Origin of the sequence: Fodinibius roseus, assembly GCF_900129315.1 — a bacterium.
Lineage (GTDB): Bacteria > Bacteroidota > Rhodothermia > Balneolales > Balneolaceae > Fodinibius > Fodinibius roseus.
In genome coordinates this window covers 179,351-194,844 of record NZ_FQUS01000002.1, presented here as the reverse complement: position 1 = coordinate 194,844, position 15,494 = coordinate 179,351, and the positions used below count along the sequence as shown (strand labels likewise).

The 15,494-nt window shown below is 49.6% G+C and carries 10 protein-coding genes; 2 read left to right on the top strand and 8 right to left on the bottom strand.

From position 1 onward, the window contains the following. Positions 1-25: 25 nt before the first annotated feature. The 4 genes from BUB16_RS02715 to BUB16_RS02700 form a co-directional block, all read right to left on the bottom strand. A complete protein-coding gene (locus BUB16_RS02715) occupies positions 26-1,759 on the bottom strand; it encodes a SulP family inorganic anion transporter (protein WP_211483069.1) in 1,734 nt (577 codons plus the stop codon). Between the two features lie 267 nt (positions 1,760-2,026). Further along, positions 2,027-3,430: an MBL fold metallo-hydrolase gene (locus BUB16_RS02710; RefSeq protein ID WP_073059286.1), complete on the bottom strand. Its 1,404-nt coding sequence runs from the start codon at positions 3,428-3,430 to the stop codon at positions 2,027-2,029. 33 nt (positions 3,431-3,463) lie between these two features. Continuing rightward, on the bottom strand, positions 3,464-3,889 hold the full coding sequence (locus tag BUB16_RS02705; RefSeq protein ID WP_073059374.1) for a DUF6691 family protein: 426 nt from the start codon (positions 3,887-3,889) through the stop codon (positions 3,464-3,466). 18 nt (positions 3,890-3,907) lie between these two features. Beyond that, positions 3,908-4,468 carry a YeeE/YedE family protein gene (locus tag BUB16_RS02700; protein WP_073059285.1) on the bottom strand — a complete coding sequence of 187 codons (561 nt, stop codon included), beginning with the start codon at positions 4,466-4,468 and terminating at the stop codon, positions 3,908-3,910. 652 nt (positions 4,469-5,120) lie between these two features. Here BUB16_RS02700 and BUB16_RS02695 point away from each other — a divergent pair. Further along, positions 5,121-5,924 (top strand): GntR family transcriptional regulator, encoded by an 804-nt coding sequence (locus BUB16_RS02695; RefSeq protein ID WP_073059284.1) that lies wholly within the window; start codon positions 5,121-5,123, stop codon positions 5,922-5,924. Positions 5,925-6,296: 372 nt separating this feature from the next. Beyond that, positions 6,297-7,337, top strand: a complete 1,041-nt coding sequence (locus tag BUB16_RS02690) for a zinc-dependent alcohol dehydrogenase family protein (protein ID WP_073059283.1) — start codon at positions 6,297-6,299, stop codon at positions 7,335-7,337. 434 nt (positions 7,338-7,771) lie between these two features. Here BUB16_RS02690 and BUB16_RS02685 read toward each other — a convergent pair whose 3' ends face one another. From BUB16_RS02685 to BUB16_RS02670, 4 genes are all read right to left on the bottom strand, one after another. After that, positions 7,772-8,110, bottom strand: a complete 339-nt coding sequence (locus BUB16_RS02685; RefSeq protein ID WP_073059282.1) for a P-II family nitrogen regulator — start codon at positions 8,108-8,110, stop codon at positions 7,772-7,774. Between the two features lie 28 nt (positions 8,111-8,138). After that, the gene (locus BUB16_RS02680) at positions 8,139-9,971 is read right to left on the bottom strand and encodes an efflux RND transporter periplasmic adaptor subunit (RefSeq protein ID WP_073059281.1); all 1,833 of its coding nucleotides are present in this window, start codon (positions 9,969-9,971) and stop codon (positions 8,139-8,141) included. A 101-nt stretch (positions 9,972-10,072) separates the two neighbouring features. Beyond that, entirely contained in the window at positions 10,073-11,551 is a 1,479-nt protein-coding gene (locus BUB16_RS02675; protein ID WP_073059280.1) for a TolC family protein, read from the bottom strand. Further along, positions 11,551-15,360 (bottom strand): efflux RND transporter permease subunit, encoded by a 3,810-nt coding sequence (locus tag BUB16_RS02670; protein ID WP_073059279.1) that lies wholly within the window; start codon positions 15,358-15,360, stop codon positions 11,551-11,553. The genes BUB16_RS02675 and BUB16_RS02670 overlap by 1 nt, the downstream gene beginning before the upstream one ends. Positions 15,361-15,494 lie beyond the last annotated feature (134 nt).

Genomic DNA, 15,494 nt, shown 5'->3' with positions numbered 1-15,494 from the left:
GCCGGTGTCATTATGAACATAGCCATCAGCAGTTGGTCTGCAGCGGGGAGTATTCAACATCCGGATCCAAATTCCTCTCCTCGTGGTAGGCCGACATTGCATCATTCACATCAAAGAAAAAGTTATGCTGCCCCATTCTGCTTACCACCTCGGAGGTCTTAAGCTTATCGCGGACCGGGCCTATCGCCCCGGCTATGAAAAACGTTATCCCCTTGGCCTTCAAATCTTCAATTAACTCTTTTAAGGTATGGATTCCGGTTGAATCTATATCATGAATGGCGGAGGCATCTAAAATAAGCAGTTCCAGCTTATCCCTCCGGGCGGCAATCATATCTTCGAGACGATCCTGAAAATACGTTACATTTGCGAAGTAGAGCTGTGAGTCAAACCGGTAAACAAGCACGCTGTCTTCTGTTTTCGCTTCCGGGTACCGGTTTATATTCCGGAAATTTTTGGTGTCGCCCAGACGTCCCAACTCTGTACTGTGCGGCTTCGTAGAGCTGTATATAACGACCACCAGCGAGAGCACGACCCCCACTAAAATACCTTCTTCGATACCCAGGACCAGGGTTGCCAAAAAGGTCGTGGCAAGCATTGCCAGATCTTTGCGATCGGTTTTCCAAAGGGATTTCATCTCCTTAAGATCAAACAAACCCGCTACCGCCACAATAATTATTGCGGCCAGTACCGCCATGGGCAGGTAATAGAAAAGCGGTGTCAGCAAAAGTACCGTCAGTGCAATAATTGCAGCGCTGATGATGGAAGCCATTCCTGTTTGAGCTCCCGCCTGGTCATTGACCGCCGTGCGAGAGAACCCGCCGGTCGTAGGATATGATTGAAATAAGGCCCCGCCGATATTGGCGACGCCCAGTCCGATAAGCTCCTGGTTGGGATCTACTTTATAGCCGTGTTTGTTAGCGATGGCTTTGGCGACCGCAATGGATTCCATATATCCCACAAGCGAAATCACCAGGATGGTAGGCAGCAGCTGCTGAAGAGCTCCCGGGTCAAAGGAAAGAACTTCCAGCGACGGAAGTCCTCGTGGAATTTCTCCCACGACAGCCACCCCCCGCTGATCAAGTCCGAATACGGCCGTAACTGATATTCCGATAACGACGACCGCGAGCGCCGAGGGAAAGGTCCGGTTCCATTGTCGTATCATCGCAATCAGGACAATCGATCCCAAACCGATAGCGGCGGTATAGGGATCAATATTGCCCGCCTTATCGATGACCCCGGCCATAATTTCGTGGATGTAATTGGTACGCGGCAGATCAATACCCAGCAGGTTTTTAAGCTGACTGGCACCGATGATCAACGCGGCAGCCGACGTAAAACCGCTGAGTACGGGATGGGAAAGAAAATTTACCAGAAAACCCATCCGGAATACGCCCATCAGCAGCTGAAACACGCCCACACCCATGGCTGTCATAATGGCCAGCTGGATGAACCGGTCACTGCCTATCTCGGCAAACTCACCCACCCCGGCGACCACCAGCAGGGAAACCATGGCCACAGGTCCCACTGCCAGCTGGCGGGAAGTCCCGAAGACAGCGTACAGAACCAGAGGTACAATGGAAGCGTACAACCCATAAACAGGCGGCAAGCCGGCCAGCACGGCATACGCCATCCCCTGCGGAATAAGCATAATACCGACGGTCAGCCCGGCATTCAGATCCCCCTTGAAATGATCGGAGGAATAGTTTCGGATCCACTCCAGCATCGGTATGAACTGCGATATGTTAAAGGAATGTTTCACTGGTAATCGTTTTTATATCCTTTGCCGTTTTCAGTTACACTTGCCCGTAAACGTTAAATTACGCATGTATATAACTCCCTGTTTTGAATCCCGCCGGAAAATCCTGGCCGACTTCTTCCTTATCCCTTTCGGGTGATCGGGAAGGTTCCACGCAGCGGCCGACCAGGCTCTGCCTTCCCATTCAACGTTCCGGGAGCCTGTCGGGCTCCCCGGCGGAGCAATACGGGTTACGGGGGGACACCGGTTTTACCGCCGGGGACCGAATCGTCAGTCAGACTCAACATTTTCGTAGTCGTCATCAATAAATATGACATCGTAGCCGTTGCCGGCCAGGAAGGCCGAAGCCACCGAAGAACGTCCCCCGGTCTGACAATGGACCAGCAGTGTTTTGTCCGCGGGTATCTTATCCAAGTTTTCCGCCAGACGCGTATGGGCGAAATTCAAGGCTCCCTCTATATGACCTTCCTCATATTCAGAGGCCTTGCGAACGTCCAGCACTATGTAGTCCGGATTATTTTTCTTTTCGCGGACCGTCTCGAACGTACCTACTTCCAGCTTCTCCAGCGCTCCCCGCTGCTCTGCGTACATCTGCAGGTCGGCCGGCGTTACATATCCGCCGATATTATCCAGTCCGATGCGGATCAAATCGAGCACCGCTTCCCGCACATTGTGTTCATCAACCACCAGGTAGATGGTCTCCTCCTCAGTTATATAGGATCCGGCCACCGTATTGAACTGCCTGTTAAGCGTGGAAAGCAGCGAACCAGGCAGGTGTCCCCCGGAATAAGCCTCTCGGGATCGTGTATCAAGCAAGGTGCCCCGATTTTCCGCCACAATAGTGTTCAACTGGCCCAGGGTCAGCCGGTCGGGCTGAGGGATGCCATCGAGCAGCTTTGGACCCATTTTGTTATCGCGCTTCATGCGTGCAAAATAGAGTGGTGGTTCCGGCTGACCATCGAGGATAAAACGCACAAACTCCTCTTCCGAGGTAGCGGACTTCAGGGAGTTGTTGTACCGGAGTTCATACCCTACGGTGCTTTCGGGAATGGCCCCCAAAGCCTTACCGCAGGCGCTTCCGGCGCCGTGTCCCGGCCATACCTGCAGGTATTCAGTCTCCTTTTTAAACTCTTCTACCGACTTGTAAAGCGTGCGGGCGGAGGGCTCCATCACATCCTTCATGCCCGCCGCCGATTCAAGCAGGTCGGGCCGCCCCACATCCCCCACAAAGATAAAGTCCCCGGTGGCGATGCCTATCGGTTCACCGGCAGCGGCTCCATCGGTGATATAGTAACTCAGGTGTTCGGGGGTGTGTCCCGGTGTATGCCAGGCTTTAAAGGTGATGTTTCCGATGGCAAAGGTATCGCCGTCGTGAAGCAATTCATATTCGTACCTGCTGTTGTTAAGCCACTCATATTTCCAGTCTTCATCGCCTTCGTCCGACGCATAGACCTTCACGCCCCGCTCGGCAAACTCGCGCAGCCCGGAAATATAGTCCGCATGAATATGCGTATCGGCTGCCGCCACAATGGTCAGGTTTTCTTTGGCCGCCGCATTAATATACTGGTCAATATCCCGCATCGGGTCGATAACCACGGCTGTTCCATTAGCCTGACAGCCGACCAGATAGGCGTATTGCGCTAATTTTTCATCAAAAAATTGTTTGAAATACATAATCGTTCTCCTTTTTGGTTAATAAATACTCTTTTAATGGGGTAATTTAGGTCGCAGTACCCCGTAAACATAGGTTCCGAGCAGGGCCGCAGCGATCGGTACGATCATTACGGTAAGGCCGCTGCCGAGCAGGGCGAACATCGGTCCGGGACATGCACCCAGCAAGGCCCAGCCCAGGCCGAAAATACTCCCTCCGACCATGTAACGGGTAACCTGCGATGAATCTTTGGCCGGTATGGAAATGAGATTCCCGTTCACGTCCGTCATATTATACCGCTTTATTAATTGCACAGAAATCATGCCAACGATTACTGCAAGACCGATGATTCCGTACATATGAATGGAATCAAACCGGAACATCTCCTGAATACGAAACCAGGATACAACTTCCGACTTGACTAATACGAAGCCGAAGCCGATACCTATAGACAAGTACTTCAGATATTCTGTGAGTTTCATGGTGTTCTTCATTTCAGATTATAGGATCAATGGATAAATGAGATACGTCATGAGCAGTCCGCCAATAAAAAATCCGAAAACGGCCAGCAGCGACGCCAGCTGCAGATCCGAAAGACCCGAGATTGCATGTCCGGAGGTGCATCCCCCGGCATACCGCGCACCGAAGCCCACCAGGAAACCACCGAGTCCCAGTACCGTCAGTCCCGTTGCCGTCCCGAGTGAACTCCAGACAAACAGGTCATCCGGTACAAGACCGTCAAAGTCCCGGATTCCCAAAGCCTGTAAATCAGCTATCGTTGCGGAAGACAGGTTAATGGGATCGGGATTGGCAAACACGTGTCCCGCCAAAAAGCCGCCAATTACGGAACCGGCCAAAAAAGTAAAATTCCATCTGCCGGCCGTTTTCCAGTCGTAGTTAAAGAAATCGACCTTCCCGAAGGTGCAGGCCGCACAGGTGTGACGAAGATTGGCCGAAACGCCGAACATTTTGCCGCCTGCCAACAACAGAAGGGGGACTGTCAAACCGATAACAGGTCCCGCTATATACCATGGCCAAGGTTCATATAATAGATCCATCATATTGTTTTATTTTTTGGAAAGCCTTGCAAAACCGTTCGTTTGACCAATTATTGCATTTCGCGTATTCAATATCCCCGAAGTTCCATTATACATGCTGCGGTTTTGGATTTGCTCCGGTTTTGATATTGATCAAAATTCCTGGTTTGACAGAGCCCTCTTTTAGTTGTCATTGTATCAATAACCGTTGATTCTCATACGCCATTGATCTGTTTTCTTATCTCTTATTAAAGTAAGTGTTTATATCCAACTTGTCAATACAAGTAAATACAAATAAATGCATTTATTCTTTATCAACCGGATAGATTCTGTTTATGCCCCCCGCTGCACGGACGGGGATACTGACCGAATATAGACATTATATCGTTATGTATCGGTATAGCGCCCATTATCATGCGTATTATAGCTGACAGGAGCCTGTCAAAGGTAGGGGACGCGGGGATAATCAGACAGTTTGAGTCAGATTGAGGGCAGCTTTTGAGGCGAATAGTGGACCTGTTTTACGAAGAAAAGTCCGAAATCCGACGGAATCGCAGTACATTTTGCTAAGCCAGCAGGCTCACAGGATCAAATAATAAGAACAGTTAATATTACTTGTTATTACATGTATAAAATGGTACTTTGAAAATAGTCAGACATCACTAATCACAACTCCATGCTGAAAGAAGGAATCCCCAGACATACCCAAATTTCGGAGTGGCTGCGCAGCCGGATTGATGAGAGTCACTATGAGGCGGACGAAAAACTTCCCTCTGAAAATGAGCTGTGTGACAAGTTTGATGTGAGCCGTGTCACCGTCAGGCGTGCCCTCCAGACCCTGGAAAATGAAGATCTTATCTACCGCTGCCAGGGACTCGGTTCTTTTGTGACGGACCACCGGTCCCATCACTCCTTTTCCACGCTCAACGATTTTTCTGAAGAGTTGGCTGAATCGGGGATGAAAGCAAGCTCAGAGGTAGTGTCTTTTACCCAGAAGGATATTGCCGGTCAACATGATATTCTCTCCTCCCTTGAAATGCAAAACAAGAGTCTGGCTGTTGAAATTGAGCGCATCAGGCTCGGTGACGGTCAGCCTATCGCATTTGACAGTACATGGCTGCCCATCTTTTACGGGCAGCTCATAGAAGGCTATGATCTCCGGCATCAAACGATTTTCACTATCCTGGAAGAAGAATTTGAAATACCGATAGAGAGGGGCTGTTACAGAATTGAGGCGGCTCTTGCCAACAAGAAACTGGCCACTCACCTGCAAATCAATATCCATGCTCCCGTTCTATTGATCACACGGATTTCATATACGGTGGGAAACAAGCCGGTGTATTATCAACAGCGGTATTACCGGAACGATAAAATGGTTTTTGAGATGATGGCCGATCGTACCTCTGCCTCTTCTTCGACCCAAAAGGAAAACAATATCACCCTGAAGGAATTTACGCCGGTCTTTAAGGAAGAAAAATAATATATCCGGCGGCTGTACCATCGAATTTTTTCTTTCCAGCTGCTGTCTATATTCAATCATTTTTTACAGGTTATCATTGCAGCCCTGCAAATTAAAAGCTCCCCACCGTTGCAATCCTGCAAGCTTCCCGGCAAGACAGCACATCCCACCGATAATTTACTCTCCTTTATCACTGCCTGAAGAGGGCCGGCAGCCCTTAAATAAGCACCTGCTAACAAAACGGTGGTACCGGTCACATGTGGTACAACAATTGCATTAATACAACCTATAGCAGATGCTGCCGAAAATATCCGGCGACCGGGTGCAGGCAGCACATAAATAGTAATAACAATATTTACACAGCCCATTTAACTTATCTGAGAGGTACCTATTATGAAAGCACTTGTCTATCATGGTCCGAATAATCGCGCATACGAGGAAAAGCCCAAACCCGAAATACAGGAATCAACAGACGCCGTCGTTAAAATTACTAAGACGACGATTTGCGGCACGGACCTCCATATTATGAAGGGAGATGTGCCCACGGTGACTGACGGACGCACCCTCGGTCACGAAGGAGTGGGCATTATTGATGAAGCAGGAGAAGGAGTCTCCAACTTCAAAAAGGGAGATCCTGTCCTGATAAGCTGTATCACCGCTTGTGGAAAATGCCCGAACTGCAAGAAACAGATGTATTCCCATTGCGAAAACGGGGGATGGATTCTCGGAAATACCATTGACGGTACCCAGGCCGAGTATGTTCGCATTCCCCATGCCGACACGAGTCTTTATCACATACCCGAAGGGGCTGATGAGGAAGCTCTGGTGATGCTCAGCGATATCTTGCCGACAGGTTTCGAGGTGGGGGTGCTCAACGGGAAAGTAAAACCGGGCGATGTCGTTGCGATTGTGGGAGCCGGACCCATCGGTCTCGCCGCACTGCTGACGGCCCAGTTCTATTCCCCGGCTGAAATTATTATGGTGGACCTGGACGACAACCGGCTGGAGGTATCCCGGGAATTTGGCGCTACCCAAACGGTCAACAGCAGCGACGGCAACGCCGTTGACAGTATCATGGGGCTCACCGGCGACCAGGGAGTTGATGTTGCTATCGAAGCGGTAGGAATCCCGGCTACTTTTGATATCTGCCAGGATATCGTTAAAGCCGGGGGACATGTTGCCAATGTAGGCGTTCACGGCAAGAGCGTAGATCTCAAACTTGAAAAGCTATGGGTTCAAAATATCACGCTGACGACCGGGCTGGTCGATACCTACACCATCCCGATGCTGATGAAAACCGTGGGATCCGGAAAACTGCAACCCGATCAGCTCATAACACACCACTTTAAACTGGATGAGATCATGGAAGCTTATGACACGTTCGGCAATGCGTCTGAAGAGAAAGCACTGAAAGTAATCCTGGAGAATGAATAAAAGCTGAATTAGTAGTGTGGAAATTAATCCTCCACGCAAAATATAGATAAGCTTGACTTTGGAAATTAACCATTCCTCGTTCACATTTATTTATCTGATTAGTCAGCAACTAAAATCAATTAAAAAGCCTGCAGGAATATTTCGGCAGGCTTTTTTAATGTTTAATGCTAAACTTTCTGCCAATAGATAGATACTCAGACCAGCCTTCCTTTGGCCAGCTGACTTTCTGCTTCAGTTTCCTTATTCTTTCCATCAGAGTCCATGGCAATGATGGTTTAGTTATGATTTTAAGCGATCAATTAAACATAGCCATGGCCTTTCTTTTTCCCACTCACCTATTTTTACAGAAACTAGTATACACAGCGTCTACGGGCATCAGACTCTCGAATTCCAGTAAAATACCTGAACAAATAATTATTCACTGAAGGAATAAATTAAACCGTGTATCTCCGCTCCTCCCCATCCCGGACACGAATACTCCGTTCCACCGGCAGTACCACCATCAGGCCGTCTCCGGGATGTCCCGTACTGGCATTTTCATGGATAACCTGAACGATGTCATCTACATGTTCAGCTTCCGAGATCATTTCCAGCTTCACCACTTTGGAATGCAGCGCCGGAAATTTCAGGGAGCTATGCTGATCTTTCGGATCACTATAGCTGCCCATTCCTTCGGCCTCCATTACCGTCATGCTTGTATATCCTTCTTTGTTTAGAGCCCTATGTACTGTCTCAAACATATCGATACGAATATAGGCTTTAATTAATTTCATAATGACAGAGTATATTTGATGACTAATGCTAAATTGTTATTTCTTCGATAATTTCACCGCACGATGGCATTTTCTTCCCTAAATAGGGATTGCTAATTTCCTTCTCTTCGCTAAGCCAGTAGGCGCCTTCCTCCCCAAAAGCCATCGGACAGAACTGGTAGTATAAAATACCATCAATACTGAATTCGCGGACACTTTCCACCAGTACTTCTGACAACAGGAAAAAAGCTTTTCGTTGAGTTTTGAGGGCATTATATCCGGCAATTTGTTCGGCCCCTCGACGTAATTTTTCGTGCAACTCCATCCAGCGATCGTGCGGCTTCTTTTTCGACAGCGACATATCAGCATGGTCCAGTTGGCTAAGGAAACGTTCGGCCTGGTTCGAAACTTCTCCTGGATTGGAGTCTTCCACCAAAGCATCTTTAAGATCCAGATATTCGCTAACAATCTGTCGTAACTGGTTGCGAAATTCTTGCGGTACTTCGGCGTTGACTCCACGTATCTCCGACCGATTATCAGTATGCTCGCTATGGTCTTCTTCCTGTTGTATCCTCCGTTCTTCCATTCCGCTGTGATCATGGCCCGCACGATTTGCTCCACTCCCCGGCTCACGGTTCATCATACTAAGATTATCCGCCAGCTGAGCAGCGCTGTCGAGCTTGAAATTGCCGTGAGTAACCACTTCTTCGCCCTCTTCAACTCCTTCCTCAATCACGTAGTAATCTCCCGCACGCTGTCCCAGCGTTACCAATCGCGGTTCAAAAGAGGGAACTTCACTATCCGGCTGTTTAACAAAAACAATCGAACGCTTACCGGTCCACATAACGGCTGATTGCGGGACCATGAGCTTTTCACCATGATCAGCTGTTCCGCTTACTATGCCCCGTGCAAGCATATCCGGCATTAACGTGCCACCCGTATTATCAACTTCCCCCCGTACACGGGCCGTCCGTGTTTGCGGATCTATAAATGGATCGACATACGTTATTTCTGCTTCAAAGGATTTGCCGGGATAACTGCGGACGGTAAAATTGACTGTATCTCCCTGATCGATGGCTCCGATATCCGTTTCATAGGCATCGAACAGTACCCAAAGCGTTGAGAAATCAGCAACTTTGTACATTACGGATCCTTCATCCACATAATCCCTTGCATCAACATTTTTCTGGGTCACATACCCACTGCGTGTCGCCACAATGGGAAGCGTATCAGATACTTCTCCGGATGATTCAATACGCTGAATTTCACTTTCCGGAAGTCCCCAAAAGCGTAATTTTCTGAGTGTTGATTCATACAATCCCGGATTAGTTTGCTTGTTCCTGGCCGCTTCAAGCAGTTCCTGTTGTGCAGAGATCAGTTCCGGAGAGTAAATAGTAGCCAGCTTTTCACCCTCTTCGACGTACGTCCCTTTGAAATCGACAAAGAGTTCTTCAATGCGCCCCGGAAATTGTGCAGTAATGGAGGATACCCGTCGCTCGTCGGCAGCCACACGACCCGGCAGACGAATTTCCATTTCAGGAATGCGTCGTTCAACGGTCGACGTTTGAATTTGCGCCAACTTAACGGCGGCCTCAGTCATGGTAAAGACTGTTTCTGCCTGCTCTTCTGCCTGGTCCACGGGGATAAGCTCCATCCCGCAGATGGGACAATTGCCCGGCTCATTTTGTCGGATCCGGGGATGCATGCTGCAGGTGTACACGATATTACCCTCCTCGTCGGTATGCGTTTCTTCCACATGCTGTTCTACATTTGTCGCCTTTTCTCCGGCAGAGCCGCCAAAGAACAGCCAACCCAGGAAAAAACCCACCAACAAAATCCCGGCTATTTTCCCGGTCTGTTTATAATTGAATTCTTTTTTCATGATAGTATGGTATTTTAGCTTTTAATCAGCCATTAGCTGAATGCCGACAGCTGATAACTTTTAATCAGGATTAATATGTATCGTACGTTCTAACTACTCTATTACTCTATTTCCATCTCTTCCGGTGTTGCATTATATTCCCCCGCCAGCGCCTCTATTTCAGCTATAGCAATATTTTGCTCCACGTAAGCGGTGTTTAGCATCATTTCATATTTTAGCAGCTGCTGCTGTAACTGAATGATCTGTTCAAAGTCGCCGCGTCCCCCGGCATATTCAGACAATGCTATTCTGAGCGCCTGGCGGGTCTGCGGAATCAACCGCTCTTCATGGAGAGCAATTCTGCGATCGGCATCACGGTACTGCTGCAACAGGGATTCTGTCTCGGCGGTCAAACGGTCCGTAACCTCCTGCTGCTCTTCGCGTGCGATCCGGGCTTCAATGCGAGCTTCTTGCCGTTGAGCGCGATATTTGGAGCGCGATAGTGGAAGACGTATGGTCAGGGATCCGGTTAATCCCGCTCGTTCGCCGGACATCAGGGGCATATACATGAAGTTCTTATTCATAACCATCAGCCCCAGGCCGAACGACGGGCGACCCTCCAGGCGCGCCTGTTCTTCGGCAACCAGGGCGGCTTCTTCCTGAAGCTCTCTTCCGCGGAGCTCCGGATTGCGATTGTAGATCACCTGCCGCAGGCGTTCCTCACTCCTTGCCAGCTGTGAACTGTACATTACATCCGGTATATACACCTCTGCCTCAGCCGGTCGGTTCAGCAATGAATTAAAGTGAACTTTCATCGCCTCCAGCTCCTCTTCGGTATTAACAATCCTCGTTTCCAGGTTGTCCTGTTCAATTTGAATTCGAAGCAGATCCACCTGGCTGACATCCCCGCTTTCATACCGCCTTTGCACCTGCCGTTTCAGCTGGCCCAGCAAATCCATGTTCTGGCGGAAGATCATTAAATGATGGTGTAATTCATGTATTCGATACCAGCGCTTTTTTACTCTCTGCACAATTTCATTGCGCGCCTCTTCAAAAGCCGTCCACTCCACATCGGCTACCTTTTTCACCCGTTCCTCTCGCTTATTGAGCGTTCCAAACCACGGAAACCGTTGTGTGGCACTGACCGTAGTTCGGGTCAGGGGATTACTCTGCTCCATCGGATTAATATGATATTGAAACATAATTTCGGGATCCGGCAGGGCCCCAACCTGCGGAACCTGCTCCATCCGGGCATAATATTGCTGAAACAATCCTTCAATTTGTGGATTATTGGCCAAGGCTTCTTGTATGTACCTGTGTAGGACCAGGCTGTCTTCAACCGCATCCCCGGATCCCGGTGAAGGGGGATCCTGTGCCCGGGTATTTTGTGCTATTCCCAAAACGAATACGGAAGCAAACAGAATGATTGTCCAGCCAAGACAGCGTAAAAAAGTTTGCATCATTTCCCTTGATCCCTGCCCTGTCGCTATAGCTGTGAGGCGCCGGCGACCTTCGAAAGGGGACTTTTCACGGTATTTTTCCGGTAGATTGAGGGAAAAGTTTGATTCCGTTGATGTTATAATTTCTGATGACATATCCATTAGTTTATTCCATTATTAGTATTTTCTGTCAGCGGCATCTGCTCCATTTTATCTTTGATCTTCCATTTGGATTCATGCCAGACCGCATAGAGTACGGGCACCACGAAAAGCGTGACAATAGCAACCATCATGCCGCCGAAGGTGGGGATGGCCATGGGGATCATAATATCGGCTCCCCGACCGCTTGAAGTAAGAATCGGCAATAGTGCCAGCGTAGTGGTAGCGGTGGTCATCAGGGTGGGACGAATACGTAAACTCCCGGCTTTTATGATAATTTCATGGAGTTCCCCGACACTTTCAGGTTTATGCCGGTCCATCAGCTGGTGGATATAAGTGGCAATAACAACAGCGCCGTCGGCTGCAATGCCGAATAGAGCAATAAACCCAACCCATACGGCAACACTGAGGTTTACGACCCCCATCTGGAACAGATCGCGCATATTGGTGCCGAACAGTTCGAAATTCATAAACCAGGGCTGTCCGTACAGCCAAAGCATGATAAAGCCCCCCGCCCAGGCCACAAATATGCTGCTGAAGATCATGGCCGTAGTGGAGATAGATCGGAACTGAAAGTAGAGAATAAGAAAGATGATGAGCAAGGTAACAGGCATTACGACCGAAAGGCGTTTCTCGGCCCGTACCTGGTTTTCATAATTCCCGGCAAATTCGAAGCTGAGTCCCGAAGGCACCGAGAGCTCTCCCTTGTCAATCTTTTCATTGATAACCTTCCGGGCCGCTTCCACAACCTCTACTTCAGAAAACCCATCCCGCTTGTCGAAGGTCACATAACCCGTCAAAAAGGTATCTTCACTTTTAACGACCTGCGGACCCTGCCGGTACTTGACTTCTCCGAGCATACCCAGCGGGATGTTTGTCCCCGACGCTGTAGCTACGAACATCCGCTCGATCTCTTCCGGGCTGTCCCGGTACTCCCGGGCATATCTGACCCGGACGGGGTACCGCTCGCGGCCCTCCACTGTTTGGGTCAACGCCATTCCGCCCATAGCAACTTCCAGGTACTGCTGGACGTCCGCAATTTTTAACCCGTACCGAGCCAGAGCTTCCCTGTCCCATTCAATTTCCAGATAGGGTTTGCCCACAATGCGATCGGCGAAAACAGTCTGGCTTTGCACCCCGGGCACTTCCCGAAGCACTTCCTCCATCTCAAGTCCAAACGATTCAATGGTTCCAAGATCGGGGCCTTTAACCTTGATGCCCATGGGAGCACGCATCCCGGACTGCAGCATAATCTGCCTGGTTTCAATCGGCTGCAATTTGGGGGCTGAAGTCAAGCCCGGCACACGACTGGCATCAACGATTTCATTCCAGATATCATCCGGACTTTGGATATGATCGCGCCACTGCCGGTAATACTTCCCGCCTAAGTCGGGGATTAATTCCCCGGATTCATTGCGCACATATTCTCCCTCTTCATTGACCGCAAAGCGAATGCGCCGCCCGTCTTCATCTCGTTTATACTCACTTTTATACTGGATTATATTTTCATACATCGAAATCGGAGCGGGATCCAGCGCAGTTTCCGCCCTTCCGAGCTTTCCTACGACCATATCCACTTCAGGAATCGATGTGACCGCCATATCAATTTTTTGCATATAATCTTTTGCCTCTTCGACGCCCACGTGTGGCATGGTAGTGGGCATCAGCAGAAAAGTGCCTTCATCCAGCGGCGGCATAAATTCTTCCCCGAGCCCGGGAAAGGTTTCTTCCATGGCAGTCCAGGCCGCTGTTTCCCCCACCGTTACCCCTGCCGAGTCTAATCCTTTTTCCATCCACCCGAACATGGTACCGTATCCCAGCCAGATGGTAACGCCCAGGAGCACCAGCACCAGTGGAAGGGAAAGAAAGGTTTTCCGGTAGTACAGCGCCCACTGTAGAATGGGACGGAAATAGCGGATAAAGAGGAAAAAGATCCCGATCAAAACCGCAGCGATACCGCCTACAAAAATGAAATTTGCAAACAGGGATACTTCCGGGCCCAGTGGCAGCCAGGCTTTTGTCAGCAGCCATGTGACGACGATGGCGGCTATAACATTGTTAATCCGAACAGCCTGCCGCTCGTCGTATGCTTCTCCATATAGGGATGCAAGCGTATTGGCTCCGAATAACAGCAACAGCCATCCGGCCCAGGGAAGTACGGAGAAAATGATGCTTATTAATCCCAGTACAACGACCAGTCCGTTCCAGGCGATTTTCAGCGGACGCTTTTTGATGCGTACCGAAAAGAACCAGTGGGCAAAGGGCGGTATAATGATCAGGGAAATAATAATAGAAGCAATCAGCGCAAACGTCTTGGTGTAGGCCAGCGGAATAAACAGCTTGCCCTCGGCGGCCACCATCGTAAAGACCGGCAAGAAACTGATAACAGTAGTTGAAACAGCGGTAACCACCGCCGAAGCAACCTCACTCGTTGCTCTGAAAATCACCTCCAGCAATGGCTCCTCATCGCCGGCCTCGTCGATATGCCGGATCATATTTTCGGTGAGAATCACCGCCATATCCACCATGGTACCGATAGCAATAGCAATACCCGTCAGCGCCACGATATTGGCGTCCACGCCGCCGTATTTCATGGAGATGAAGGTCATTAACACGGCTATGGGAAGTAAGCCGGAAATCAACACCGATGATCGCAGGTTCATCACCATGACAATAACCACAATAATGGTTACCAGGATCTGTAAAAACAGGGCCTCTTCCAGGGTACCCAGCGTCTCCATGATGAGTTTAGTGCGATCGTAAAACGGCACAATGGTAACCTTTGATTCCGTGCCGTCCTCCAGCGTTTTGGAGGGCAAACCCGCAGAAATTTCGCTAATCTGCTCTTTGACATTCTGGATCACCTGCAGCGGGTTCTCCCCCTGTCGTGCCACAACCACGCCACCGACCGCTTCGGCGCCGGACTTGTCGAGAGCACCTCTCTGCATGGCCGGACCATAAGTAACATGGGCTATATCCTGAATACGGACAGGCGTATTATCTCTGCTTACCACCACCGCCTTTTCCAGATCCTCGAGGCTCTTGATGTAGCCCAGTCCCCGCACCAGATACTCCACATTATTCATCTCTACCGTTCGTGCACCCACATCAACATTACTGCCGCGAACCGCCTCAAAAATCTGCTGCATGGTGATACCGTACACCTGCATTGCTTCCGGATCAACGTCCACCTGGTATTCCCTGACATATCCTCCAACGGGAGCTACCTCGGCTACCCCCTGGGCTGAAGTCAGAGCGTAATCCACCGTATAATCCTGGATGGTACGCAGTTCCTGCGGATCCCATCCGCCGGCCGGGTCGCCGTTTTCATCCCGTCCCTCCAGGGTATACCAGAATATCTGTCCGAGCCCGGTGGCATCAGGTCCGAGTGATGGTTGTACGTCCCCGGGCAAGGTGCCAGAGGGAAGCGCGTTAAGCTTTTCCAGGATACGGGACCGGCTCCAGTAAAATTCAATATCCTCCTCAAAAATCACATAGATGGTGGAAAGACCGATCATAGAACTGCTTCGTACACTTTTAACTCCGGGAAGCCCCAGCAACTCTGTGGTCAGCGGATAGGTTATCTGATCTTCAATGTCCTGTGGCGAACGTCCCGGCCATTCCGTATGAACGATCTGCTGGTTTTCACCCAGATCCGGGATGGCATCCACCGGCACCGGATCGCGGGGAAAGATTTCGTCAAGCTGCCAGTTAAAGGGAGCCACGGCCATTCCCCATCCTACAAAAAGAAGCAGCAGGAGTACTGAAATGAGCTTATTCTCAAGGAAAAAACGTATAATTTTGTCAAGCATGGGCGTTCTGAATTAGCAAACAATAGTCAAAGTGGGTGATAAGAAATACGAAATACGATCAACGCTTTCTTATCAGCATTAACTGTTTCGTATTACGTACCTGTCAGGCAATAAAAAAGAAGGGCCTGTTGGCG

Excerpts from the sequence above, each read along its gene's own strand:
- BUB16_RS02710 (WP_073059286.1), bottom strand. The coding sequence starts at position 3,430 with ATGTATTTCAAACAATTTTTTGATGAAAAATTAGCGCAATACGCCTAT.
- BUB16_RS02705 (WP_073059374.1), bottom strand. The coding sequence starts at position 3,889 with ATGAAACTCACAGAATATCTGAAGTACTTGTCTATAGGTATCGGCTTC.
- BUB16_RS02700 (WP_073059285.1), bottom strand. The coding sequence starts at position 4,468 with ATGATGGATCTATTATATGAACCTTGGCCATGGTATATAGCGGGACCT.
- BUB16_RS02695 (WP_073059284.1), top strand. The coding sequence starts at position 5,121 with ATGCTGAAAGAAGGAATCCCCAGACATACCCAAATTTCGGAGTGGCTG.
- BUB16_RS02690 (WP_073059283.1), top strand. The coding sequence starts at position 6,297 with ATGAAAGCACTTGTCTATCATGGTCCGAATAATCGCGCATACGAGGAA.
- BUB16_RS02685 (WP_073059282.1), bottom strand. The coding sequence starts at position 8,110 with ATGAAATTAATTAAAGCCTATATTCGTATCGATATGTTTGAGACAGTA.
- BUB16_RS02680 (WP_073059281.1), bottom strand. The coding sequence starts at position 9,971 with ATGAAAAAAGAATTCAATTATAAACAGACCGGGAAAATAGCCGGGATT.
- BUB16_RS02675 (WP_073059280.1), bottom strand. The coding sequence starts at position 11,551 with ATGGATATGTCATCAGAAATTATAACATCAACGGAATCAAACTTTTCC.
- BUB16_RS02670 (WP_073059279.1), bottom strand. The coding sequence starts at position 15,360 with ATGCTTGACAAAATTATACGTTTTTTCCTTGAGAATAAGCTCATTTCA.